Source organism: Bacillus sp. FJAT-27001 (assembly GCF_019039175.1).
Taxonomy (GTDB): domain Bacteria; phylum Bacillota; class Bacilli; order Bacillales; family Bacillaceae; genus Bacillus; species Bacillus velezensis.
The window spans coordinates 580,416-603,109 of record NZ_JAHOAA010000003.1 but is presented as its reverse complement, the minus strand read 5'-3'; the positions used below and the strand labels follow the sequence as shown (position 1 = coordinate 603,109).

20 protein-coding genes and 1 pseudogene are annotated in these 22,694 nt (G+C 51.6%); 2 read left to right on the top strand and 19 right to left on the bottom strand.

The window, feature by feature from the left end; translation table 11 throughout:
- Positions 1 to 4 precede the first annotated feature (4 nt).
- From BGM27_RS13225 to lutR, 5 genes and pseudogenes are all read right to left on the bottom strand, one after another.
- On the bottom strand, positions 5 to 727 hold the full coding sequence (locus BGM27_RS13225) for a LutC/YkgG family protein (RefSeq protein WP_007407374.1): 723 nt from the start codon (positions 725 to 727) through the stop codon (positions 5 to 7).
- Positions 727 to 2,157, bottom strand: a complete 1,431-nt coding sequence (locus tag BGM27_RS13220) for a LutB/LldF family L-lactate oxidation iron-sulfur protein (protein WP_007407375.1) — start codon at positions 2,155 to 2,157, stop codon at positions 727 to 729. The genes BGM27_RS13225 and BGM27_RS13220 overlap by 1 nt, the downstream gene beginning before the upstream one ends.
- Before the next feature lie 27 nt (positions 2,158 to 2,184).
- Positions 2,185 to 2,901 carry a (Fe-S)-binding protein gene (locus tag BGM27_RS13215; protein WP_007407376.1) on the bottom strand — a complete coding sequence of 239 codons (717 nt, stop codon included), beginning with the start codon at positions 2,899 to 2,901 and terminating at the stop codon, positions 2,185 to 2,187.
- Between the two features lie 181 nt (positions 2,902 to 3,082).
- Positions 3,083 to 4,272: pseudogene (locus tag BGM27_RS13210) on the bottom strand (aminotransferase-like domain-containing protein).
- 30 nt (positions 4,273 to 4,302) lie between these two features.
- Positions 4,303 to 5,022: an L-lactate utilization/bacilysin biosynthesis transcriptional regulator LutR gene (lutR, locus tag BGM27_RS13205; RefSeq protein WP_007407377.1), complete on the bottom strand. Its 720-nt coding sequence runs from the start codon at positions 5,020 to 5,022 to the stop codon at positions 4,303 to 4,305.
- 205 nt (positions 5,023 to 5,227) lie between these two features.
- Here lutR and lutP point away from each other — a divergent pair, with 205 nt between their 5' ends.
- Positions 5,228 to 6,904, top strand: coding sequence for an L-lactate permease LutP (gene lutP / locus BGM27_RS13200; RefSeq protein ID WP_007407378.1), 1,677 nt, complete (start codon positions 5,228 to 5,230; stop codon positions 6,902 to 6,904).
- Positions 6,905 to 6,941: 37 nt separating this feature from the next.
- Here lutP and rpoN read toward each other — a convergent pair whose 3' ends face one another.
- Complete coding sequence (rpoN, locus tag BGM27_RS13195) at positions 6,942 to 8,252, bottom strand: RNA polymerase factor sigma-54 (protein WP_007407379.1); 1,311 nt, start codon at positions 8,250 to 8,252, stop codon at positions 6,942 to 6,944.
- Between the two features lie 77 nt (positions 8,253 to 8,329).
- Between rpoN and yvfG the strand changes: the two genes are divergently transcribed.
- Positions 8,330 to 8,548, top strand: a complete 219-nt coding sequence (gene yvfG, locus BGM27_RS13190) for a protein YvfG (RefSeq protein WP_003151570.1) — start codon at positions 8,330 to 8,332, stop codon at positions 8,546 to 8,548.
- 13 nt (positions 8,549 to 8,561) lie between these two features.
- Here the strand turns inward: yvfG and BGM27_RS13185 are convergent, their stop codons facing one another.
- Genes BGM27_RS13185 through BGM27_RS13125 form a run of 13 tightly spaced genes read right to left on the bottom strand, consistent with a single transcriptional unit; the run spans position 8,562 to position 22,661 of the window.
- Positions 8,562 to 9,527 (bottom strand): polysaccharide pyruvyl transferase family protein, encoded by a 966-nt coding sequence (locus tag BGM27_RS13185; RefSeq protein ID WP_007407380.1) that lies wholly within the window; start codon positions 9,525 to 9,527, stop codon positions 8,562 to 8,564.
- Positions 9,506 to 10,678 (bottom strand): DegT/DnrJ/EryC1/StrS family aminotransferase, encoded by a 1,173-nt coding sequence (locus BGM27_RS13180; protein WP_007407381.1) that lies wholly within the window; start codon positions 10,676 to 10,678, stop codon positions 9,506 to 9,508. The genes BGM27_RS13185 and BGM27_RS13180 overlap by 22 nt, the downstream gene beginning before the upstream one ends.
- A gap of 4 nt (positions 10,679 to 10,682) precedes the next feature.
- Positions 10,683 to 11,330, bottom strand: a complete 648-nt coding sequence (locus tag BGM27_RS13175) for an acetyltransferase (RefSeq protein WP_007407382.1) — start codon at positions 11,328 to 11,330, stop codon at positions 10,683 to 10,685.
- On the bottom strand, positions 11,327 to 11,935 hold the full coding sequence (locus BGM27_RS13170) for a sugar transferase (RefSeq protein WP_007407383.1): 609 nt from the start codon (positions 11,933 to 11,935) through the stop codon (positions 11,327 to 11,329). Before BGM27_RS13170 ends, BGM27_RS13175 begins: the two co-directional genes overlap by 4 nt.
- The gene (locus tag BGM27_RS13165; RefSeq protein ID WP_007407384.1) at positions 11,932 to 13,449 is read right to left on the bottom strand and encodes an MATE family efflux transporter; all 1,518 of its coding nucleotides are present in this window, start codon (positions 13,447 to 13,449) and stop codon (positions 11,932 to 11,934) included. The genes BGM27_RS13170 and BGM27_RS13165 overlap by 4 nt, the downstream gene beginning before the upstream one ends.
- Positions 13,446 to 14,480, bottom strand: coding sequence for a glycosyltransferase (locus tag BGM27_RS13160; protein WP_020954327.1), 1,035 nt, complete (start codon positions 14,478 to 14,480; stop codon positions 13,446 to 13,448). Before BGM27_RS13160 ends, BGM27_RS13165 begins: the two co-directional genes overlap by 4 nt.
- Entirely contained in the window at positions 14,477 to 15,553 is a 1,077-nt protein-coding gene (locus tag BGM27_RS13155; protein ID WP_007407386.1) for a polysaccharide pyruvyl transferase family protein, read from the bottom strand. Before BGM27_RS13155 ends, BGM27_RS13160 begins: the two co-directional genes overlap by 4 nt.
- A gap of 4 nt (positions 15,554 to 15,557) precedes the next feature.
- Positions 15,558 to 16,595, bottom strand: a complete 1,038-nt coding sequence (locus BGM27_RS13150) for a glycosyltransferase family 2 protein (RefSeq protein WP_007407387.1) — start codon at positions 16,593 to 16,595, stop codon at positions 15,558 to 15,560.
- An 18-nt stretch (positions 16,596 to 16,613) separates the two neighbouring features.
- On the bottom strand, positions 16,614 to 17,717 hold the full coding sequence (locus tag BGM27_RS13145; RefSeq protein WP_007407388.1) for a biofilm exopolysaccharide biosynthesis protein EpsG: 1,104 nt from the start codon (positions 17,715 to 17,717) through the stop codon (positions 16,614 to 16,616).
- Positions 17,718 to 17,720: 3 nt separating this feature from the next.
- Positions 17,721 to 18,857, bottom strand: a complete 1,137-nt coding sequence (locus tag BGM27_RS13140) for a glycosyltransferase family 1 protein (protein ID WP_007407389.1) — start codon at positions 18,855 to 18,857, stop codon at positions 17,721 to 17,723.
- Positions 18,850 to 19,692, bottom strand: a complete 843-nt coding sequence (epsE, locus tag BGM27_RS13135) for a glycosyltransferase EpsE (RefSeq protein ID WP_020954328.1) — start codon at positions 19,690 to 19,692, stop codon at positions 18,850 to 18,852. Before epsE ends, BGM27_RS13140 begins: the two co-directional genes overlap by 8 nt.
- On the bottom strand, positions 19,689 to 20,828 hold the full coding sequence (locus BGM27_RS13130; protein WP_007407391.1) for a glycosyltransferase family 4 protein: 1,140 nt from the start codon (positions 20,826 to 20,828) through the stop codon (positions 19,689 to 19,691). The genes epsE and BGM27_RS13130 overlap by 4 nt, the downstream gene beginning before the upstream one ends.
- Positions 20,829 to 20,843: 15 nt before the next feature.
- A complete protein-coding gene (locus BGM27_RS13125) occupies positions 20,844 to 22,661 on the bottom strand; it encodes a polysaccharide biosynthesis protein (protein WP_020954329.1) in 1,818 nt (605 codons plus the stop codon).
- Positions 22,662 to 22,694 lie beyond the last annotated feature (33 nt).

Below are 22,694 nucleotides of genomic sequence, written 5' to 3'. Positions count from 1 at the left end.
TTTTTTATCGGTCATTCACAAGGATATAAGCGGCTTTAACGGGTCCGTGGACGCCGACAACCAAATCCATTTCGATATCGGCCGAGTTGCTCGGTCCAGTAATATAGTTAATGCAGGAAGGAACGGTGACGCCGTCTCTGATCTGCTGTTTCAGTATATCGCTGGCCTGTGTCATTCTCGGCACAATGGAAGATTTCGGGATGATTGCGATATAGGTGGTCGGAAGCAGGCTGACAGAACGGCCGGCATGCTCTGACGCATACAAAACAACGGTGGCTGATTCCGCAAGCGTGATCTCGCTGAATGTGATGCCCACATTCGCTTGTTCCGCTTTTTCAATATTTTTCGCTCCTTGTTCCGCGTCCCATTCCCAAACGGGAATCCCTTCATCCGGCCACTCTTCTGTCATAAGGGTCTGCAAGCCGTACGTTTCAAAGCGGCTGTCCTTCGGAATGATGACAGGCCCTCCTTCAAAGCGGTTCACCTGCGTGCGCAAAGCATCGTAAAGCCCGGCTGCATCCGTTTCGATCAGTTCGGTATGAATGTTGACGCAGTGGTCTTTCAGCATCATGACAAGATCGTCTTCCGTACAGCCCGCATGCGTTTGATATTGAGGCTGATACTTCCATTCAGGCAGGGACACGCCTGATTTCCTGCGCTCTCTGCCCAGACGTTCGGCGATCCGGTTTAAAAAGGATTCCTGATGTGTAACCGTCCCTTTCATCATCATTCTTCCCCCTTTTGTTTTTCCCGGTCTTTAAACCAATCTCTGAATCTCGATTTATGCGGCGCCGGGAAGTCCCGTATTGCCGTCCATTCTTTTAACGGCCCCGGCCCTTTTGATATTTTGTCATCTTCCGTAAACGGCGTCATGGCGGCAGGCGCCCATTTCGATCCCATTTTATAAAGGGACGGGGATGACGAGCCGAGCCCGAAGGCTTTCATCGCCAGTTTTTCGCTGATCGGCGCTTTGCCCTCTTTTTCCACGATGTTCTGCCGATGCTTGAGCAGCAGCTCGTGCAGCGGAATTTTAACGGGACATGCTTCCGTACAGGCCGCGCATAAGGAAGATGCGTACGGGAGCTCCTTGTATTCGTCATATCCGCCGAGAAGAGGCGATAAGACGGCGCCGATCGGACCCGAATAGATGGACCCGTACGAGTGTCCGCCGACATGCCGGTACACGGGACAGACGTTGATGCAGGCGGCGCAGCGGATACATTGCAGCACTGATTGAAATTCCGTGCCGAGTATGCGGGAACGCCCGTTGTCCACAACCACGAGGTGGAATTCCTCAGGCCCGTCCGCTTCTCCTTGCTGCCGGGGACCCGTCAGCGCCGTAATGTAACTTGTAAGCCGCTGGCCGACCGCGCTTCTCGTCAGCATGCTGACAAGCACTTCAAACTCAGAAAATGACGGAACGATCCGCTCCATTCCCATCACGGTGATCTGCGTCTTCGGCAGCGCGGACACAAGGCGGCCGTTTCCTTCGTTCGTCACGAGACTGACCGATCCGGTATCCGCGATCGCAAAGTTGCAGCCTGTAATGCCGACATCCGCTTCGAGAAATTTTTTCCGGAGAACGCTGCGCGCGTGCATGACGAGCTCTTCCGGTTTTTCCGTCTGTTTGTATTCGAGTCTCTCTTTAAACACGTCACGGATCTGCTCTTTGTTTTTGTGAAGAGCGGGAGCAACGATATGTGACGGCGGATCGTGATCGTCAATCTGGAGAATGTATTCGCCGAGATCCGTTTCAGTGACTTCACAGCCCTCTTCCTCAAGCACTTCGTTCATATTGATTTCTTCTGTCACCATGGATTTGGATTTTACGATTTTTTTGGCGTTTTTCTGCCGGATGACATCGCGGATATAGGAGGACGCTTCTTCCGCCGTTTCAGCGAAAAAGACGTGTCCGCCTCTGTTGGCGACATTTTCGGCGAGCTGTTCCAAATAGAAATCAAGATTGTCCAGCACATGCTGTCTGATTTCTTCCGCATGGGAACGCCAATCCTCCCAGTTTCCCAATTCTTCGGCCGCCTGAAGCCTTCTTGTCCTGAGCCGTTCCTGCGCTCCGGAGACGGCTCCTCTCATAAACTCATTATCTATTCCTTCTGATACCCGCTCTTTAAAAGCGGCGGTACCGATTTTCATCGCCATGATTTTCCCCCCTTGTTGTTTCTCGTGTTATCTGCTGTTCAGCACTTCGGCGATGTGCATGACTCTGACGTTTTTATCCTTACGGTCAAGACGCCCGCCGATATTCATCAGACAGCCGCAATCCGCCCCGATCAGCACTTCGGCCTCCGTGTCTTCCACGCAGGCGACCTTCTCATCCACCATTTGTTCAGAGATTTGAGCCATTTTCACAGAAAATGTTCCTCCGAATCCGCAGCATTGGTGCTTTCCGGGAAGCGCGGTCAGCTCGAGCCCCTTGACATGGCGCAAAAGCTTCATCGGCTCCTCCGACACGCCGAGCAGCCTCGTCATGTGGCACGATGTATGGACTGTCGCTTTTTTATGCAGCACCGCCCCGACATCCTCCACCCCGAGAACGTTGACGATAAAATCTGTTAACTCATATGTTTTGTCCGCAAGCTGCTGCGCTTTTGCCGCCCACTTCGGATCGTCCTGAAACAGATGCGGATATTCACGGAACATCGTCGTACAGGAACCTGACGGACTGACGACGTACTCCGCTTCTTCAAATGCGGCAATCATCCGCTTCATCGCTTTTTTCGCATCCGTCACATACCCGCTGTTGTATGCGGGCTGCCCGCAGCAAATCTGCCCCTCGGGAAAATCCACCTCACACCCGAACCGTTCCAGCACCTCAACCGTCGCCTTTCCGACATTGGTCTGGAACATATCCACAAGGCACGTGACAAATAATGAGACTTTCATGATGAACCCCTCTTTCATCCTCAATATGTGATCCGGTCATCTGATGACCTGTTTTTAGGAAAGCTCTATGAATATCCTACACTATTCTGAATATGGATTGGAAGGTTTTTCTGAAAAATCCTTTCGTCCGATGCGCTGAAGGGGACAAAAAAAGAGAAGCCCGAAAGCTCCTCAAGCTGCTCTACATCCCGTTTTCCAGCAGACGTCCCAGTTTTTGCACACCCTCTTTTATCGCGGCTTTACCGGCATAACTGAACGACAGGCGAAGATATTCCGCACCGTCTTCCTGATGCAGAAAAAAATATTTACCGGGGACATAGGAAACGCCGTGAGATAGAGCCCGCGCCAGCAGTGCGGACGTATCCGCCCCCGGCGCTTTCACCCATACAAAGTAACCGCCTTCCGGCACGTGCCAGGATGCGGATTCCGGAAGATATCGCGCTGATGCGGCGAGCAAAACGTCACGTTTGCTCCGGTATGCTTCCCGCAAGGCGGCGAGCCGTTTTTCAACATTCGTTTGTTCCAGATAGACGGCGGTCACCGCTTGGGAAAACGGGTGGCCTAAGTCTTTTTTTAACCATGACAATGCCGTGATGAATGCGGCGTCTCCTGCAATCCAGCCGATCCTCATACCCGGGCGATGACTTTTGATAATGAACCGGCGTACAGCACCCGGCCGTTTTGATCCATGGCTTTCAAGGGCGGCGGAATATCGGTGAATCCGAGCTCGCCGTATGCATCATCCTCCAAGATGAGAAAATCATACGTTTCGGCAAGCTGAAGCAGGCGGGTTCTCCGCTTCGCTGACATTACGGTTCCCGCAGGATTCTGAAAAGCGGGTATCGTGTAGAGAAGACGGGGAAGCAGAAGCCCTTTTCGTTTTCTTTCCTCAAGCATGAACGCTAATGTTTCTGTTTGCAGGCCCTCTTGATCTGTCGGAATGCTCATGATATGCGGTGTGTAATTTTTAAACATCTCGAGCGCTTCCATGTAGACCGGAGCTTCAACGGCAGCGGCGGTTTGTTCATCGAGGAAAACACGTGCAGCCAGATCTATCGCCTGACAGGCGCCTGACGTCACGAGCAGCTCATCGTCCCGACAGTGAATGCCGCGGATGGCTAACCGTTCTTGAATCTGCTTTTTTAAAACGGCCGTCCTCGGGCTTCCCATATAATGCAGCGGCAGATCGCGCTCCTCATCCAGAAGGCGGGCGGCGGCTTCTTTCAGCTCCTTATCAGGAACGAGTGCGGGATCGGGATAGCCGGAATGCAGGGGGATGCACGCTTTCGGAACTGCCGGCATCCATTCCCCTGGAGGATCGTTTGTCAGAGCTTTCTTTACATGGTCAGAAAAAAAAGATTCGGCCTGCATGTGATGTTATCCCCTTTCACAAGTCAGCTTCTATACATTTTCTTCAAAATAAGCCCCCAGCACGTCTTCCACATTCGTCAGGTGCGCCGTCATCGCGGCTTCCGCTTCATCCGCGTCTTTGGCGGCGACGGCGCTGTAAATGCGTTCATGCTCTTCATACAATCGCTGCACGCTCGTTCGTTTAGAAAACAGCCAAATTTTTCTCGTTTCTCTCATCGTTTCCAAAAGGAGCGCGGAGACATGATTCATGAGATGCTTGAGCAGCCCGTTTTGTGATGCTTCTGCCAGCGCCATGTGAAAGGAGAAATCCGCTTTTTCGCCCAATTCTTCGTCTCCGTCAATGTCTTTCATCTCCAGGAGAGCTTGGCGGATTTTTTGTAAATCGTCTTCGGTGCGTTTTTCAGCGGCCATGGCGGCGACGCCGAGTTCAAGCAGCTTTCTGACTTCGAGCAGCTGTTTGACGTCCTCTTTTTTCATCAAAAGGGCGGAAGAAAGCGGCTGGGAAACATGAGACGGCTCAAATTCTCTTATGTATGTGCCTTCTCCCTGCTTCATGTCGACGAGCCCCATCGCTTTCAAAGCCGACAGCGCTTCTCTGACCGCCGAGCGGCTGACCTGAAAACTCTCAGAAAGCGCCTGAACGGAATCAAGCTTTTCACCCGGCTTAAGCTCGCCCGCTTTTATCTTCTCCAGCAATGCGTCAGCGACTTCCTCGTAGATTTTTTTCGTTTTAATTTGTTTATATTTCAACGCAATCACCCCGTCACTTGTGAATCTTGATGTTTATCGTCTATTATACTTCTTTTTTTGTATTGCCGACAGGTTCAGACAATTTGTTCAAGAAAAGTATTGTACTTTCAAAACTTTCAAAATATAATGCTAATTAACCCGGTCATCAGATGACCTTATCATAAAAAGTAATCGCTTACATGACATAAGGAGGGGTTTTTTAGGGATGCAATGGACACAGGGGTACGCTCCTTTAGGGGGAAATTTGCTTTTATCGGCAGCTTGCGCGCTCGTGCCGATTATCTTCTTTTTTTGGGCGCTTGCGGTGAAACGGATGAAGGGGTACATAGCGGGGCTTTTAACGTTAGCCGTTTCACTTTTAATCGCTGTATTTGTTTACGGCATGCCGGCTGAAAAAGCGGTGATGTCCGCTTCTCAGGGAGCGGTGTACGGGCTGCTTCCGATCGGCTGGATTATCGTCACATCGGTCTTTCTGTATAAAATCACCGTGAAAACGGGGCAGTTTGAGATTATCCGGAGTTCGGTGCTGTCAATTACAGATGACCGGCGTTTGCAGGCGCTGCTCATCGCCTTTTCATTCGGGGCGTTTTTAGAAGGCGCCGCCGGTTTCGGCGCTCCCGTCGCGATCTCGGCCGCTTTACTCGTCGGACTTGGTTTTCAGCCGCTGTATGCGGCGGGAATTTGCCTGATTGCCAATACGGCGCCCGTTGCCTTCGGCGCGATCGGCATTCCGATTACCGCCGTCGAAGGTCCGACCGGGATACCGGCAATGGAAATTTCTCAAATGGTCGGCCGGCAGCTTCCGTTTTTATCCGTCTTTATTCCGCTGTACTTAATCATTTTGATGAGCGGGTTTAAAAAGGCTTTTGAGGTATGGCCGGCCATTCTTGTTTCCGGCGTCTCCTTTGCGGCCGTGCAGTACGCAAGCTCGAATTTTTTAGGGCCTGAGCTTCCGGATGTGCTGTCGGCGCTTGTTTCCATGGCCGCGCTCGCTCTGTTTTTGAAATTTTGGAAACCGAAAACGGCCTTTCGTTTCGCGGCAGAACGGGAATCAGCAGCGGCCGCTGACCGGGCGCCGATCAAGTACGGGGGCGCCGCGGTGTTTAAAGCGTGGTCTCCTTTCCTTCTTCTGACGGCCATGATATCCGTCTGGGGGATTCCCGGCGTGAAGGCTGCCTTAACCGGTCATTATGAAGGAACGTCAATGTGGCTTTCCTGGCTGAATGCAGCCGGGCGTGCATTGACCTTCACGCCTCCCGTCCCATTTGTGAATCAGCAGATTCTTCAGGCGGACGGCACGCCGATTGAAGCCGTGTACAAACTTGAGCTTTTCGGTTCAGCGGGGACGGCGATTCTGATTGCCGCCGTCATCTCCAAGTTCGCCCTCGGCATGTCGTGGAAGACATGGGGCGAAGCGTTTATAGAAACGGTGAAAGAGTTAACGCTTCCGGTCGTGACCATTGTTTCTGTTGTCGGCTTTGCTTATGTGACGAATGCTTCCGGCATGAGCACGACACTCGGTCTTGCGCTTGCCATGACGGGCGCGATGTTTACCTTTTTTTCGCCGGTGCTCGGCTGGCTCGGCGTGTTTATTACCGGCTCTGATACGTCGGCCAATCTATTGTTCGGCGGATTGCAAAAGGTGACGGCGCTCTCTGTCGGGATGGACCCGGTTCTCTCCGTTGCCGCCAATTCATCAGGCGGTGTCACCGGAAAAATGATTTCTCCGCAATCCATTGCGGTTGCCTGTGCCGCTGTCGGTCTGGCGGGCAAGGAGGCCGACCTTTTCCGTTTTACGATTAAGCACAGTCTGTTTTTGCTTCTGCTCGTCTGTCTCATTACATTTTTACAGCATCATCTGTTTTCATGGATGATCCCGTAACACGGAGAACCTCCCCGGGGTTTGGCTCGGGGAGGTTTCAGCTGTACCGTTTTCTCGCCGATGACGGCGGAATATTTAATTGGTCACGGTATTTGGCGACGGTGCGCCTTGAGATTCGGATGTCATATTGTTCATGCAGCAGATCGGCAAGCTTTTGATCTGAAAAAGGTTTCTTTTTATCTTCTTTACCGACCAATGCCTCCAGATGCGCTTTTACGGCATAATTGGAGGCGCCGCCGTCCCCTGACGATTCAGCTTTCGCCGAGAAAAATGTTTTCATTTCATACAGTCCGTACGGCGTCTGAACGTACTTCCCTTTGATGGCCCGGCTGATCGTTGATTCGTGGAGCTCCAGCGTTTCCGCCACCTCTCTTAAGGTCAGCGGCTGCATTCCGCTTTTTCCTGTGAGAAAAAAGGATTCCTGCCGTTCAGTCAGGACGCCGATAATTCTCGTGATCGTTTGTTTTCTTTGCGACAAAGCCCGGTTCAGCCAGCGCCATTCCTGATATTTTGCCGACAGATAATTTTTCGTGTCACGGCACCCGGCAGCTGACAAGAGCGGCTGATAATGGGTATGAAGCTGGATGTCAGGAAACGAACGGCTGTTGAGCCGCGCTTGAATGATGCCGTTTTTCACTGTGATGAAAATATCCGGTTCCACGTAAAAACCCGGCTCCTCATGCGCATAACGGAGCCCCGGCCTCGGATCAAGGGCGCTGATCATGTCAGCGATGTCCTGAATGTCTTTAAGCGGAATGCCCGTTTTTAGTGTAAGCGCTTTCCAGTTCTTTCTTGCAAATAGCTCAAAATAGGCGTCGGCAATCCATTCCGCCTGTTCGTTCCGCTCGGGAAGACGGCGGAGCTGAAGAAGGATGCATTCCTGCAAAGACCTGGCGCCGATTCCCGCGGGCTCAAGGGATTGAAGCTTTTTCAGAACCGCTTCCGTCTCCTCTTGTGAAGCGGATACATGGTCGGCGGCAGCTGCTATGTCCTCTTTTAAATATCCGTTTGAGTCCAATGAATGTATCAGATAATTGAAAATCTTTTTCTCATCATCGGACAGCTTCATATCTAAGGCTTGCTGTTTGAGCGAATCCTGCAGTGTTTTGCGGGTAAGTCTGATCTGCTGGCTTCCGTCCCGTTCTTTCATCCTGTTTTTACTTGTTTTATGGTAAGATAGTGGCGGCGTGTCTGTTTCCTTTCGTTCAATCAGAGGGTTTTCCAGTGAGAGCTCATCAATATATCCGGCCAGTTCCGCGGAATTGTATCCGAGTAATGTGATAGCCTGTTTAAGCTCTTGCGTTAATTGAGGCTTTAACATTTGTGTTTGCTGAAGTTTGATATCCATCATGCTCACTCCCCTTTTTTCATTGTACATGATTGGTTTCATACCGTATATACTTATTAAAAGGAGTTGCTTTATAGATGTCAGAACTTTTTTCTGTTCCTTATTTTATTGAAAACTTTACACAGCACATTGAAATGAATCCGAATGAAGACCGAATTCATGCGATGAACAGCTATTACCGCTCCGTCGTCTCAACCCTTGTTCAGGATCAGCTGACGAAAAACTCGGTTGTGCTCAAAAGAATTCAGCATTTGGATGAGGCGTACAACAAAGTAAAACGCGGAGAAACAAAATAAACCTTCCGCTCATTCAAAGCGGAAGGTTTTCCTTCGTGCCGGCGGTTTCCCCGATCAGACGGACATCCGGCGCTTCGTGCATCCAGGTGTAATAATAGTTGGCGTTTTTCCCGTATGAATTATCAATGACGGTATTCGGTTTCCCGAGAAGCGAGGACAGAATGTGGCCGTGAAGCCTTGACGTTTCCACCGATTCGTACCTGCTGAAAAACAGGACCGCTTTCTTCGTTAAGAAATCGGAATAGCGTTTCCAAAACCGCGCAATCGGCAGCGGGTTTCCCGCTTTTTTATTCAAAACATTCAGCGTTTGGAAAAAAGCGATTCCCCTGCGGTCGCTTGCTGACAGCACATCCTGCCAGTCGCAGCTTTTAACGGAAGAATTGATTTGCAGCTTCGGATTGATTTCCCCATCCGTGCGGATAAAATGAAGCCTGCCGCGTGACGGAGCCGCTGACGCCGCCATCGGATACAGCTGATGGGCCATGTCAGGCATAAGCCCGATATGATTCGCCGAAAAGAAGTGTTTTGCAGTTTCGTATGACACATGATCTCTCGTAAACAGGTGGAGATCCTTGTGCTCCGCAAAAAGCGCCGATGTCTTCTCAAGCCGTGTCTCATCCTGATAATAGATGGATTGCGGCAGGATGACGATCCTGTTTTCCGGAAAGGATTTGACGATTTTTTCCCTGAACGTCTGATAGTACGGATAGAGATCCCCGAAATTTCCGCCACCCTGACAGACGATGATCGTCTTTTTGTCCGCCCGGCGCCCGAATGGAAAATTGTCGGGATTCCAGCGCTGTTTCACGCGGATGCCGTGCGCTTTAAAAAACGCCTCCGTCCCTTTCATTATCAATAAATCCCCTACATTTCCGTAGAGGGGATAGTCGGCATATATGATGTCAGATTGCGGCGGTATAACGCTGAGCAGACCCGTCAGCGTTTCTTTTAATCGGCTCATAACATGGCGGCTGTCCATGTTTTCTCCCCTTTCGTTTCAAACAGTTGCGCAAGTGCGTCAATGACACGCTGCTGCTCCTCAGAAGACAAGTCAGACCCGGACGGCAGACAGATGCCCCGGCTGAAAAGGTTCTCAGAGACACGCTCATGTTCGCTGTGAGGATAAAAGACGGAAGATGAGAAAAGCGGCTGCGTATGCAGCGGTTTCCACAGCGGCCGGGCCTCAATGTTCTGTTCCGCAAGACAGGCGACGGCTTCTTCCGGCGTCACGCCGTTATCAAGCGTCAGAGCCGTCAGCCAGCGGTTTGAAACCGTTCCTTCAAGCTCCGGCATCATGCGGATGCCCGGATACGTTTCCAGCGCTTCCCGATACCTGTGAAAGATTTCTCTCCTCGCCCGAACGCGATCTTCGAGCACTTCCAGCTGCGATATCCCCACGCCCGCGAGAATGTTGCTGAGCCTGTAGTTATACCCGAGCTCGCTGTGCTGGTAATGAACGGCGGCATCTCTCGCCTGGGACGCAAGAAACCTCGCTTTTTCAATCGCGGCTTCATCGTCAGACACGAGCATGCCGCCTCCCGATGTTGTAATGATTTTGTTGCCGTTAAAGGAATAAATGCCGAAACGGCCGAACGTGCCGCTCTGCCTGCCTTTATATGTTGATCCTAAGGACTCGGCAGCGTCTTCAATCAGACAGACGCCGTATGCGTCACAAAGGCTCATTAATTCATCCATTTTCGCGCTTTGGCCGTAAAGATTGACGGCGATCACCGCTTTCGGGAGTCTGCCGCGCCGCTTTGCATCCCGCAGCGCCCGCTCCAGCGCATCGGGCGACATATTCCACGTCTCCCATTCCGAATCAATAAAAACGGGTTCAGCCTGCTCATACACAATCGGATTCGCCGTGGCGACAAACGTAAAGGAAGGACAAAATACAACGTCTCCTTTTTTCACACCCGCAAGCCGCAGGGCAAGATGGATGGCGGCCGTCCCCGAGCTTACGGCCGCCGCGCTTTTCACTCCCGCATATTCCGCGAGCCGCGCTTCAAACGAATTGACGAGCGGACCGAGCGGGGCAATCCAATTGGAACGGAAGGCTTCTGCGATGTATTCCTGTTCTTTTCCGCTCATATGAGGCGGAGACAAATAAATCCGTTTGTTTGTTTGCATGAAATCATCCTTTTTCATTATGGATAGGGGAGATGACGCGGGCCGGAACGCCGACCGCCGTCACATGGCCGGGAAGCCGGCTGATGACCGCAGCCCCCGCGCCGATAACGGACCAAGGGCCGATGTCAATCTGCGGTATGACGGACGCGCCGATTCCGAGGTGCGTTCCTTCCCCGACTTTCACTCCGCCGGCAAGCGCCGCGCGCGGTGAAAGATGGACGTAATCTCCGATTGTATTGTCATGATCGGCAACCGCCCCCGTATTGATGATGCAATGGGCGCCGATGTCAGCGCCCGCCTGAATGACGGCGCCCGCCATCACAACCGTTCCGTGTCCGACGGAAGCCGTTTCACTGACGATCGCCCCGGGGTGAATGAGTGCGGCATAATCGTCATCTTCAAGCCCAAGCGTTTCAGCGAACTGCTTTCTGACGCCGTTGCGGCCGATGCATATCGTGAACACGGCTTCGGGGACGAGTTTCCGAAGCATGTGCACGTCTTTCGTCCGGCCCGTATATAAACCGTTCCGAACGGCAAAACCGCTGAATTCGTCATCCAATACGCCCGCAAGCTCCATATCGGAACGGGCCTGCACGATTTCCTTCACGACTTTTCCGTGTCCGCCGTTTCCGATCAGCACGACCTTTTTCACGATGACATATCTCCGCTGCCTGTGAAGCGTTTTGCCGTCACATGGCCGGCTTGATGTATGCCTTCTGACACGAGAACTTTTTTCACTGTTAAAAGCAGAATCTTTAAGTCGAGAAGAAATGTGCGGTTGTCGACGTACCACACGTCGAGCTTGAATTTTTCCTCCCATGAAATCGCGTTTCTCCCGTTAATCTGCGCCCAGCCCGTAATCCCCGGCTTCACCTCGTGGCGCCGCGCCTGCTCCGCCGTGTAAAGCGGCAGATAATCCATCAGCAAAGGGCGGGGGCCGACAAGACTGATATCTCCTTTGAGCACATTAAAAAGCTGGGGAAGCTCATCGATGCTCAGTTTTCTGATCAGCCTTCCCGTTTTGGTCAGACGGAGATGATCCGGAAGCAGCACACCGTTTTCATCACGCGCATCCGTCATCGTTCTGAGTTTATACAACGTAAACGGACGACCGTTATGCCCCGGTCTCGTCTGTTTGAACAATACCGGAGACCCGATGGCGCATCTGACGGCTGCCATGGCGAAGAGAAGGATGACGCTCGCGCCGCACAATAACAACACCGCGGCCGCTATATCAAATACACGTTTCGCCTTCAAATCTGAACAGCTCCTTTCACTTTTCGGCATTTCTGTAAAGCAAGCCGCCTTTCTTCTTTCGTACAAATGAAGAAAAAAGCGAATGCGGCATAGCTCATGCATACGGCAAGCCCGGCGGCGATCAGGCCGGCCCAGCTGTCAAGCGGTGAAAACAGCCGGATACCCCGGCAGACAGCCCAGGCAAATACGGCCGCTGCCAACGGGCCGAACATGCCTTTGTAAAACGCGGTTTTCTGAAAACCGGTAATATGCGAAACATACAGCGGCGTGAAGACGGCATTTTTCAAAATGAGAGAGACTGCACCGGCGATGGTGATGCCGTACAGCCCGAGATGTGCCGGTCCGCTGAGAACCACGGCCAATATGACATTCAGTCCGCCTAAACATAAAGTAACGACGGCGGGCGTTTTTTGTTTATTAAAAGCCGTCCATACGTAAAAAAGCGGCATGACAGAGAGACTGACCGCCAAATACCCGGCGTGAATGTATAAAAGCGGCGCCGTCTGCACAAACGACGGGCCCAGCCAAATCGCCAGAAACGGTTCGGCAAGCCCTCCTAATAATGCGGCGGGAAGCGCGAGCAGAAGCCCGTTCATCCGCACAGCCTTATTGGCGTAAGACAGGAGACCTTCCATATCCCCTTTTGAGTAATAGGAAGTCAAAACCGGCGCAAACAGTGAAGCAAGCGTCCCTGCAAGACTTCTGAGCAGAAGCGGGAATTGAATAATCGCCGCATAGACACCCGCCTCAGACGGCCCCAGCACGAGGTTGGCCGTCATGAGGTCAATCTGCAGAAACAGCAGCACGCCGATCTGGTTGACAGAACTCCAGGCACCGGCCGAAAACAGCACTTTGCTCGTCTGTAATGACAAGGTTTTACGGCTGAAAGAAAACCACGGAATCAATTTCTTAAAGAAGAAAAAAGTCAGCACGGCCGCACAGACGGCTCCCGCTAATGCCGAAAGCTGGATCTGCCAGATTTTCGGCGGCAGGCACGTAAACAGAGCGAGCACACACAGCACCCTGACCAGCATTTGCACGGCCTGAATGGAGCTTGTGATATAAAGCTTGTTGGCAAAAAACGGCCCCGTCGCGAAACCCGCCATAAAAAACGTCAGCATAAACAGCACGCTGCCGATTACGATAGACAGCCTCACATCCGTTAAGAGCCCGGCCGGCACATTCATAATCTTGTCAATAAAAAAAGCAGTCCCGGCGAGCGGCACAGCGAGTAATAGAGATATCACGACAGACGCGGCTAAATAATTGCTTACATACGCATTGGCCTCATCCCTGTTCCCCCTGTGGGCGGCGACGGAGAAAAACCTCACAACGACAGAGCTCAGCGCAACGGTAATAATAGAGAAATAGTTAATGATATTCTGTGTCAGATGGACAAACCCAAAAGCCTCCACACCTAATGTTTTCACAATAAAGGGCGTCATCCACACTGATAAAAACACCGATAGTAAAAACGCCGTCACATTGGCGCCGAAATTAATGGCAAATTTCATGCTCCTTCCGCACTGCCTTTCTCTTTCGTTTTCCGTTCGAAAAACGCATGCAGAAGAAGAGGAAGGCGCATTTTGCACAGACCGAGCACCACGCGCTCCCCCGCCAGCAGCTGTTTATGGCGGCACGGCGTCCTGCGCACCGCCGTTTTTACCATGTCATACGTTAAGATTCTGCCGATGTGCGCCGTAATCTGATGTGACGGCTGCGGGGCGGCGCATGCGTTGGCGATCAGCATCGGAATCTGATGCTTGCACAAATATGTATCGATATCGCTCCGGCAGGCGTCCGTCAGCCCGTTTTCCTCATAAAAAGCCATTTTCGCTTTATATTGCTTTTGCAGTTCGTGATCTAAGTGGGGCTTAAACGGTGTTTCTGTAAGACTTTGCGGATTTTCCCGGTAGATATACAGCCCTTCGTCTATCACTTTGATACGCGCGGCTTGGCGGAACGCTGCCAAATTAAACGGAGAGTCTTCGGCAAACCGGATATCTTCATGGAACAACAGCCCTTGCAAAGATTCTCGCCGGTATATATAGCGCCACACATACCAAATAAACCGATGTTCGTGCGCGCGGGTCAGCAATGCAGTCATTTCATCCGCTGTGAAGACGCGGCCCGGCGGAAGGGACGGCGGCATATACGTTCGTTTCTTAGACGGCGTTTCCTTATAATAACCGCAGCCGGCGATATCCAGCCGGTTCTTCTCCGCTTCTTCATAAAGCCGCTCGAACATCGTTTCCGTCACATAGTCATCGCCGTCCGCAAAACCGATATAACGGCCGCGGGCGGCTTTTATTCCGGCATTGCGGGCCGAGCTGAGGCCGCCGTTTTCTTTATGAATCACCCGGATTCTCGCATCTTCTGCGGCGAATTGTTCAGCAATCCGGCCTGACCGATCCGGTGAACCGTCATTGACGAAAATGATTTCGATGTCTCTCAGCGTCTGTTTTGTTAAAGAAACCGCGCATTCTTTCATAAAAGGCTCTGTCTTATACATCGGCACGATCACGCTCACAAGCGGCGCGGTCATTGGGCATCACCGCTGATTTTCGAGCGCAGCCCGGCAAAATAAACACTGCGCAAAGAACCGCCTTCCTCATGCTTGCCGCTGAGCAGCCGGTTTACGGCGGCCGTTACGGCTTCAGGGTCTGGACGTTCAAGCAATGTCATGTTCGGTATGTTTTTCAGCCATTGATAGCCTTCCATCACTTTATGATCAAACGAACGAATGACGACACAAGGCGTTTTCGTCAGCGCACAAAAAATCATCCCGTGAAGCCTGTCAGTGACGACGGCTTCCGCGCCTTTCAGCGTATTCCAAAGCGCTTCCAGCTCCTTTTCACGTGTATGGCGGCTTACCCTCCGGCCGACCGTCGTCGTAAAGGAATGCAGCTCTCCGTACTCTTTTGCCAAAGCTTCTTTTACCGTCGTTCTGTCCTCAGCCGTCAGCGCACTCTCCTTATCCTCCCGTAAACAGAGGTAGATCCCTTCCCGCGGGATGCGCCGCTCGCTTTTATCCAAATATAAGACCATGTCAGGCTGTTTGAGCACTGTTTTTCCGGGAAAATGACGCTTCATCCATTGATACGTCGTCTCATCTCTCGCCATTAACAAAAGGTCGGGATGCGCATTGTACACTTTTCGGGCGCGCTTCAGTTCCTTCCGTCCCTTTTTTGATTCAGAAAAATGAGCCGTCGCCGGAAGCTGAACGATCCGATATTCCCGGAATGTTTTGATGATAAAGCGGCGCGTCCATTCCTCATACCGGTACAAATCCCCCATGTTCCCGCCGCCGATGATGAATACCATATCATCGGGGTGGCGCTTTTTGATCAGCGCTTTTGCGGATCTGTATATATCCTTCATATCCACCTCGACAATGTCAAAATCGGGATACTCCCGTTCAAGAAACGTTTTGCTTGCGTAGGCGATGGCGTGATCGCCGAGATTATCGTGGGACGGGAGCAGCGTCAGAATGATCTTTTTTCTTGCCGCTGTAAGCCCCGCCCCATCCGCTGACGTTCCGAAATGAAATTGGGACGGGTATTTGACCTTAAGCAACAGCCATTCCGCGAGATTGATTTTTAAAGATTGTATCGACATGTCTTCACCCTCTGATTTTCATTTTGTACTCGATTGCCCGCTGATACGCGGCTGATGCCAGCGACACGAACGGAATCAGCTTCAGCTTCGCCAAAAGCAGAAGGCATGAGCGTTTGGCGTCAAACGGCGCCGTTCCGGTTTTGGAAAGGCTCAGGCGAAACACGGGATCAGCGCATATCCGGCTGATATTCTTCCACTTCTCAGAAAACCGGCCGCCGTTATTCCGCTTCCATTCATTCAGCAGGCAGACTGTTCCGTGCTGAACGATGAAAAAATCCAGCTCCTGCCGGTATTCCTGTAAGCAGCCGTTTTCACGCAAAAAAGCCTCGTTCAGCCGATAGAGAACGAGACCTGAGTCAAACAGCTTTTTCTGATAGCTTTGCACAATGGAAGTCAAGTGAATCCGATAATGATAGAGCGGCTGATCCACGTACGAGACCGCACCTGCGAAAACATGCGCCCGGAGGCTGAAGTACTGATCCTCCACGTGCTCCAGCTCATCACGAAGCGGAAAGCGCAGCTGATGATGCTCGATCATGGTTCTTTTGTACAGCTTGTTCCATGAAAAACCGCTGACCCTTCCTTCAAATAAATCTTTCAGGTACAGTTGTTTCGGGCGGCCCGCGTACGCTGAAGCGATCGTTGAAACGGCGGTTTTCCCCGTATCCGCAAATTCGGCCGCATATTCGCAAATCACGAGATCAGCCTGATCAGCCTTCGCTTTTTCATACATGCGCAGGCAATAATCAGGTTCAACCCAGTCGTCCGCATCAATAAAAGCGATAAATTCGCCGCGCGCCGCCTCGATCCCCTTGTTGCGGACCGCGCCGAGCCCCCGGTTTTGCTGATGAATGACCCGGATTCTCTCATCCCGCTTCTGATAGGTTTCAAGAATCGCCGGGCTTTGATCCGTTGACCCGTCATTAACAGCCACGATTTCGATATTGGCGAGCGACTGATTGAGCAATGAATCTAAGCATCTTTCTAAATAAGTTTCCGTATTATACACAGCAATTAATAAACTGACCGCGGGTGTTTCCATATAAACCTCCAATATCCATTACCGGGAAAAAATCGTTCTGTACGGAAGCACAGACGAATCGACCGGCATAAGCAAGTAACTGTAAAGAAAATAACAGACAATAATGGCGATATAAATCAGCGCATTTGATTTTTCATCAAAAATCCTCACAAAATAAGGGATCAGGATCATTTGGTACAGGCCGAAATATATATTAAACCGGGCGAAAATAACATCCTTTGTCGCCAAAAGACCGAAGAGCAAGCCGAGCAGACAGAAATTCACGATGACATCAATGTCGGGCCAGAGCTTCCGCAGCCGCTCCCGATAGCAGAAAGCCAAAAACAGCGGCAGAAGCAGCACCGCGATTTTTACGACGTTCATCCCGTTCGTATTGGTCATCAGCCATTTCTCATAATGGCCGTATGAGCTGTTTTCCAGCACGACGACAAAAAGCGAAATGAACTTCTGATACAGAAACGTCATAAGAAGAAACAATGCCGACAGTCCGAAAATCGCGGGCGACCAGGCTTTTTTTCTGACGAGAAAATAAACCGGAATCATAATCAGCGCTGAGGAATGAAAAAGCGAACACAGCAGCACGATTGACATATAACGCCTCCAGCTTCCGCTGATCACGTAGCGGACGGCCCAAAACAAAACGGCCGCCACCATATACTGCCTGATCCCGTTAAAGGAAGCGTAATAGTGATACGTGCCCAAAAACAAAAACACACTCAGCTCAAACGGACGGCCGAACTCAACGAGCCCCTTTAAAATAAAGCTGCACGTCACGACCGCCACGGTGAAATACATGATTTGCGGATCTTTCGTGATAAAATTCATGAGCCAGATGAGAGCCGTAAACCCCGGATCAACGGCTGCTTTTTTCGCTCCGAACCCGAAGATCTCCCAAATGCTTCCGTAATTTCCCGCCAGCTTGTACATCAGCGCGTACGTCTGAAAATCCGTCCCGACTCTGTAGCGCAAACCGGAGACCAATACGAGCGATAGCAGCGGAACGATCATGACGAGCTGATTCGGCCGGTATCCGGTCGAAAGCGATTGATCACGCCCGCCGCACATTTTCGCGAACCATGACCAAATATACACAATTCCCATATTGACTACATATACAATCATTCGTTACTGTTCCTTTTTCCAATTCATATTGTAAAGCTTCATAACAGCCCCCGCATTTTCTCCCGCGTCATATCCCTGCCGTCTGAGGGTTTCTTTAATGCGCTCCCCGTCAGGCTTTGCCGCCTCTGCTGCCCGTAAAACCGCGGATGCCCATTGTCCGGGCGGTTCTTTGAGGCTGAGCCTTTTGACCAGCCCGAGCCCGGCATCGGCTTCTTCCGTTATGCCGTCTGATATTACGCACGGCACCCCGGAGGCCTGCGCTTCAACGAGCGTGACGGGCAGCCCTTCATAAAGAGACGGCATGACAAATACATCCAGCGTTTTCAGCAGGGCATGAACGCGGTCTTCTATGCCGATAAAACGCACATCATCATCAAGCCCCAGCTTCGCCGCCAGATTTTCCATATCGGTGCGAAGCGGACCGTCTCCGGCGAGAATCAGCTGTAAACCGATGCCCCGCTCTTTCATATCAGCGGCCAGCCGGAGCAGAAATTCATGGTTTTTTTCTTCTGTAAAGCGGCCGATATGGCCGATCACCAAACGGCCGCCTGCAATGCCCCGCTTCCTTTTTTCAGCTTCTGTGTCCGCGCACCCGCCGGCAAATAAGTCGAGATCAATGCCGTTCGGCAAAAGATGCACGTCTTTTTCTTTCCCGAATAAGAAACGGCCCGCGTCTTCCCCGCAGGCGCACAATGCCGTGGCGTTTGCGGTAATCAGCCGTCTGAAAACAAACAGCTGCATCCCGGCAAGCCGCGACGCCCGCCCCCGCCACGACGTACTGTGCGAATGGCAGATCCGCACCGGGACGCCGGCTAAACGAGCGGCAAGCGCGATGAATCCCGACTGAAAATCGGTATGGGCGTGCACGGCGGCAAACGGGCCTTTTTCCTGAATCACCCGCTTGACCTGTTTCACAAATGTAATCGGGTTTGTGCTGCCGATGCTCGGCACATAAAAAAGCCGTCCGCCGAGAGCGAGAATTTCCTCATCATAAGCGCACGGATCGTTCCTATGGGTTAAAAAATCAAACTGCACCTTCGTTCTGTCCATCTTCCGGTACAAATTCATCATCATCGTTTCTGCGCCGCCCCTGTTCATCCCGCTGAAGATGTGCAGCACCCGCATCGGTTTGTCAGTCATGTTCGGCAAGCCCTTCTTTTTGGCGGATGTCCCTGTTTTTATGATAACGGTTCATGACCGCGGGCGGCGTAATGGCGCGGATGAGCGGTTTTGCGATATACGCGTAATGGGAAAGCGGCAGCTTCAGCCGTCTGCATGCCTGAAAAACGAGGACCGCGTTATCAATGGAATACGTAAACGATCTCCTTTTAAACGCATCACTGTCCTCTCTGACTTTATACAGCGTTTCTTGAAGATTGTACCCCCGGAAACCCGCTTCAAAAAAGCGCAGCCACAAATCGATATCCTCCATCCGCCGCGTCCGCCTGACTGACCGGTAGCCGCCAAGCGCTTTGTACGCTTCGGCCCGCATCATAACGGTGCCGTGGCAGAACGGTGTGCCTTTCGCCATAATTCCCGGTTTCGGCACGGGCGGCAAAAGGCGGGCGCCCCTTACGCCGAATTCGTCAAATACGAGCATCCCCGTGCCTACGACTTGATAGTGGGCGTGCTTGTTTAAGAAAGCGGCCTGTTTTTCCAGTCTCCTCGGGTTGGAGATGTCATCACCGTCCTGCCTGGCGATATAATCCCCCGTTGCGTATGTCAGACAGCGGTTCAGCGAAGCGGCAAGCCGTTGATTTGTCTTATTTTGAATCAGCGTAATCCGGTCGCCGTAATGATCCGCGTAACGGCGCGCAATCTGATACGTTCCGTCAGTTGACGCGTCATCACACATAATCAGTTCCCAATTCTTATAAGATTGGCTCAGGATGGATTCAATACTCTCCGCTAAAGTCTCTTCGCAATTATAAATTCCCATGATCACGGAAATTTTCGGTTGTGCTCCTGCATTCATACGCTTTTCTCCTTTTTATCCATATAACCGGCGTAAATGTGCGCCATTTCCTTTACCGTACGTGTTTCCGAAAAACATTCCGCCGTCCTGCGCCCTTCTTGTCCCATTGCTTTTCGCAGACACGGGGAGCGGTACAGCTTTTCAATCCGATCGGCAAATGCCGCGCTGTCCCCGGCCGGCACGAGAAAACCGTTCACGCCGTCTTCGATGATCTCACGGTGCCCCCTGTTGTCCGCGGCAACGGCCGGCTTTTCGGCAGCCATTCCTTCAAGCAGATTCATGCCGAGTCCTTCGCGGATGCTTGAGGCGACAGACAGATCGGCAAGCTGAATTAGTTCATGAATATCGCGGCAAAAACCGTAAAACCGCACCATGTCGGATACACCGAGTGATTCAGCCTTTTTTCTGTACGGCGCTTCCATCGCGCCTTCTCCGGCAAATACGAGTTTCAGCTCCGGGATGCGGTTCTTCAGCAATGCCGCAGTCTCAATGAGAAGTCCCTGGTTTTTATTGCCGTTTAATTCAGCGGGGTATACGAGAATAAATTCCCCGGCGCCGAAGCCGTGTTTTTCTCTCAGACCTTCACTCTCTTCCCGGCTCACAGGGCGAAACCTGTCTGTATTCACGCCAATGCCGTGTATTTTCTTCGCGCCGCAATCTGTTTTTTTCATTTGCTTGGCCCGTTCGTAATCCTCTTCATTAATCGTAATTAAACAATCCGTGTAAGAAGAAAGAAATTTTTCGATCGGGTAATAAAGAAGCCAGTTTTTCAGAGGCGCTCCGTCGCAGAAGTGAAAGCCGTGCGCGGTGTACAGCACCTTTGTCCCTTTTTGGCGCGCTTGTCTCGCCGCAAGGCGTGCGAGCACGCCGCCGACCGGCGTATGGCAGTGAATCATGTCGTAGCCGTTGTCCTGAATGAGCCGTTTCAGCCGCCTGTAAACAGAAAGATTTTCGGGATGAAACGGCGAGCGCCGGATCGGAATGGAAAACTTTTCATCAACGAACGGAAGATTCATATTGCCGCCTGCCGCGACGTGCACCTCCCAGCCCATATCCTGAAACCATTGAAAATACGGAAGATGAAAGGCTTTAAAATGATAATCGACAGTGGCGCAGAATAATACTTTTTTCGTCATCTTTCTGTCCTCCCATCACACGCCTGCGGCCGCTTCTTCATGTACTGATTCGATCGCCTCAAACAGCCTTTTTCTCAGCTCTTCTTCAGGCAGACGGCTGAATTCCTCCATAAAACGGATGAGCACGGCCCAATTCCCGTCCACCGCTTTCCCGATATGGATTTTCGGAAAAATCTGCTCCGTATGTACTTCATTATGATTCAGCAATTCTTCATACATCTTTTCTCCCGGGCGGATGCCGGAGAATTCGATGGGAATCTGTTCTGTCGTATAGCCTGATAAATGAATCAGGTTTTTGGCCAGATCGACGATTTTGACGGGTTCTCCCATATCCAGAACGAAAATCTGCCGCCCTTTTGCAAGCGCCCCCGCCTGAATGACGAGTCTTGACGCTTCGGGAATCGTCATAAAATATCTTGTCATCGCCGGGTGTGTGACGGTGACGGGTCCGCCTTTTTCAATCTGCTTTTTGAAAATCGGAATGACGCTGCCGCGGCTTCCGAGCACATTTCCGAAACGGACGGCGGCGAATTTGGTGCGGCTGACCTTTCCGAGGTTCATGATGACCATTTCCGCAAACCGTTTCGTCGCGCCCATGACATTGGCCGGATTGACCGCTTTGTCAGAAGAAATCAGCACGAATGTTTCCGTTCCGCACATGTCGGCGGCTTCGGCGACATTTTTCGTGCCGATAATGTTGTTTTTAACCGCTTCTTCCGGATTATGTTCCATTAACGGCACATGTTTATGGGCAGCCGCATGATAGACGACGTGCGGCTCGTATTTTTTCATCAAAGTAAAGATTTTATCTCTGTCCTGAATATCGGCGATCTCCGCGTGAAAGAGCACCTCTTTGCCGAAGCGTGCGGACAGCTCGGTATGTACGGAATGAATGCTGTTCTCCCCGTGGCCGAGAAGGACGATTTCCCGAGGAAGAAAGGCGCTGATCTGGCGGCAGATCTCAGAACCGATTGAGCCGCCGGCGCCCGTCACCAGAATCGTTTTTCCCTTGATGCTGTCAGAAATTTTGCTCGTATCAAGGGTGACCGGCTTTCTGCCGAGGAGATCTTCGGCTTTTACATCTCTGATGTGTCCGGCAGCCTGCGTTCCGAGCAGGATCTCATCAAATTGCGGCATGATTTTAATATGGGCGCCCGTCTGCACACATTCTTTGTATAACGTCTGAAGCTCATGGGTGCAAAGAGACGGAATGGCAATGATAATATGGTGGATTCTCAGCCTCTGCACCGCCGGCATAATGCTTTCTTTTCCGCCGATGACGGGCAGGCCCATGATTTCGAGCTTATGCTTCGTCTGATCATCATCAATAAAAGCCACAGGCATGATTCCGAGATCGTTTTTCTGGGTAAGCTGACGGACGAGCAGCGTCCCCCCCGCACCTGCGCCGATGATCAGCGCCCTGGAAGAGTCATTTTGCTTCCTGCCGATCGTTTCTTTCAGCACCCGTGAAATCATCCGGCTTCCTCCGATGAACAATAGCTGAACCATCCAGCTGACGGCCAACAGCCGGAACAAAATCGTGTGGAACACCCCGTATTGGACGGCGGCTGTCACAGCTGCGGACAGCGTGATCCCCTTCAGCAGATCAAGCAGCTCGCCTATTCCCGTGTACGTCCATACCTGCTTATACTGGTGAAACATAAAAGCGCATACATGATGGCTGATCAGCATGCTCACGGCAGTCAGCAGCAACGCTCCGGAGTCATAAAAGTGATAAGAATCCTCAAAAAATTGATATCCTATAACAACGGAAAGTAAAACGAGATACGTATCCAATGCAAAAATCATTGAAAGTCTTCTCCGGTAAGTCAATCTTTCCCCTCCTCATTTATCGGTTTAGCTGAT

Bases quoted from the DNA above. Each gene is read 5' to 3' on its own strand.
- BGM27_RS13215 (WP_007407376.1), bottom strand. From the start codon at position 2,901: ATGAAAGTCTCATTATTTGTCACGTGCCTTGTGGATATGTTCCAGACC.
- rpoN (WP_007407379.1), bottom strand. From the start codon at position 8,252: ATGGATATCAAACTTCAGCAAACACAAATGTTAAAGCCTCAATTAACG.
- BGM27_RS13185 (WP_007407380.1), bottom strand. From the start codon at position 9,527: ATGGACAGCCGCCATGTTATGAGCCGATTAAAAGAAACGCTGACGGGT.
- BGM27_RS13220 (WP_007407375.1), bottom strand. From the start codon at position 2,157: ATGGCGATGAAAATCGGTACCGCCGCTTTTAAAGAGCGGGTATCAGAA.
- BGM27_RS13140 (WP_007407389.1), bottom strand. From the start codon at position 18,857: ATGACTGACAAACCGATGCGGGTGCTGCACATCTTCAGCGGGATGAAC.
- BGM27_RS13160 (WP_020954327.1), bottom strand. From the start codon at position 14,480: ATGACCGCGCCGCTTGTGAGCGTGATCGTGCCGATGTATAAGACAGAG.
- BGM27_RS13225 (WP_007407374.1), bottom strand. From the start codon at position 727: ATGATGAAAGGGACGGTTACACATCAGGAATCCTTTTTAAACCGGATC.
- yvfG (WP_003151570.1), top strand. From the start codon at position 8,330: ATGTCAGAACTTTTTTCTGTTCCTTATTTTATTGAAAACTTTACACAG.
- BGM27_RS13155 (WP_007407386.1), bottom strand. From the start codon at position 15,553: ATGTCGATACAATCTTTAAAAATCAATCTCGCGGAATGGCTGTTGCTT.
- lutP (WP_007407378.1), top strand. From the start codon at position 5,228: ATGCAATGGACACAGGGGTACGCTCCTTTAGGGGGAAATTTGCTTTTA.
- BGM27_RS13180 (WP_007407381.1), bottom strand. From the start codon at position 10,678: ATGCAAACAAACAAACGGATTTATTTGTCTCCGCCTCATATGAGCGGA.
- BGM27_RS13145 (WP_007407388.1), bottom strand. From the start codon at position 17,717: ATGATTGTATATGTAGTCAATATGGGAATTGTGTATATTTGGTCATGG.
- epsE (WP_020954328.1), bottom strand. From the start codon at position 19,692: ATGAATGCAGGAGCACAACCGAAAATTTCCGTGATCATGGGAATTTAT.
- BGM27_RS13130 (WP_007407391.1), bottom strand. From the start codon at position 20,828: ATGACGAAAAAAGTATTATTCTGCGCCACTGTCGATTATCATTTTAAA.
- BGM27_RS13150 (WP_007407387.1), bottom strand. From the start codon at position 16,595: ATGGAAACACCCGCGGTCAGTTTATTAATTGCTGTGTATAATACGGAA.
- BGM27_RS13165 (WP_007407384.1), bottom strand. From the start codon at position 13,449: ATGAAATTTGCCATTAATTTCGGCGCCAATGTGACGGCGTTTTTACTA.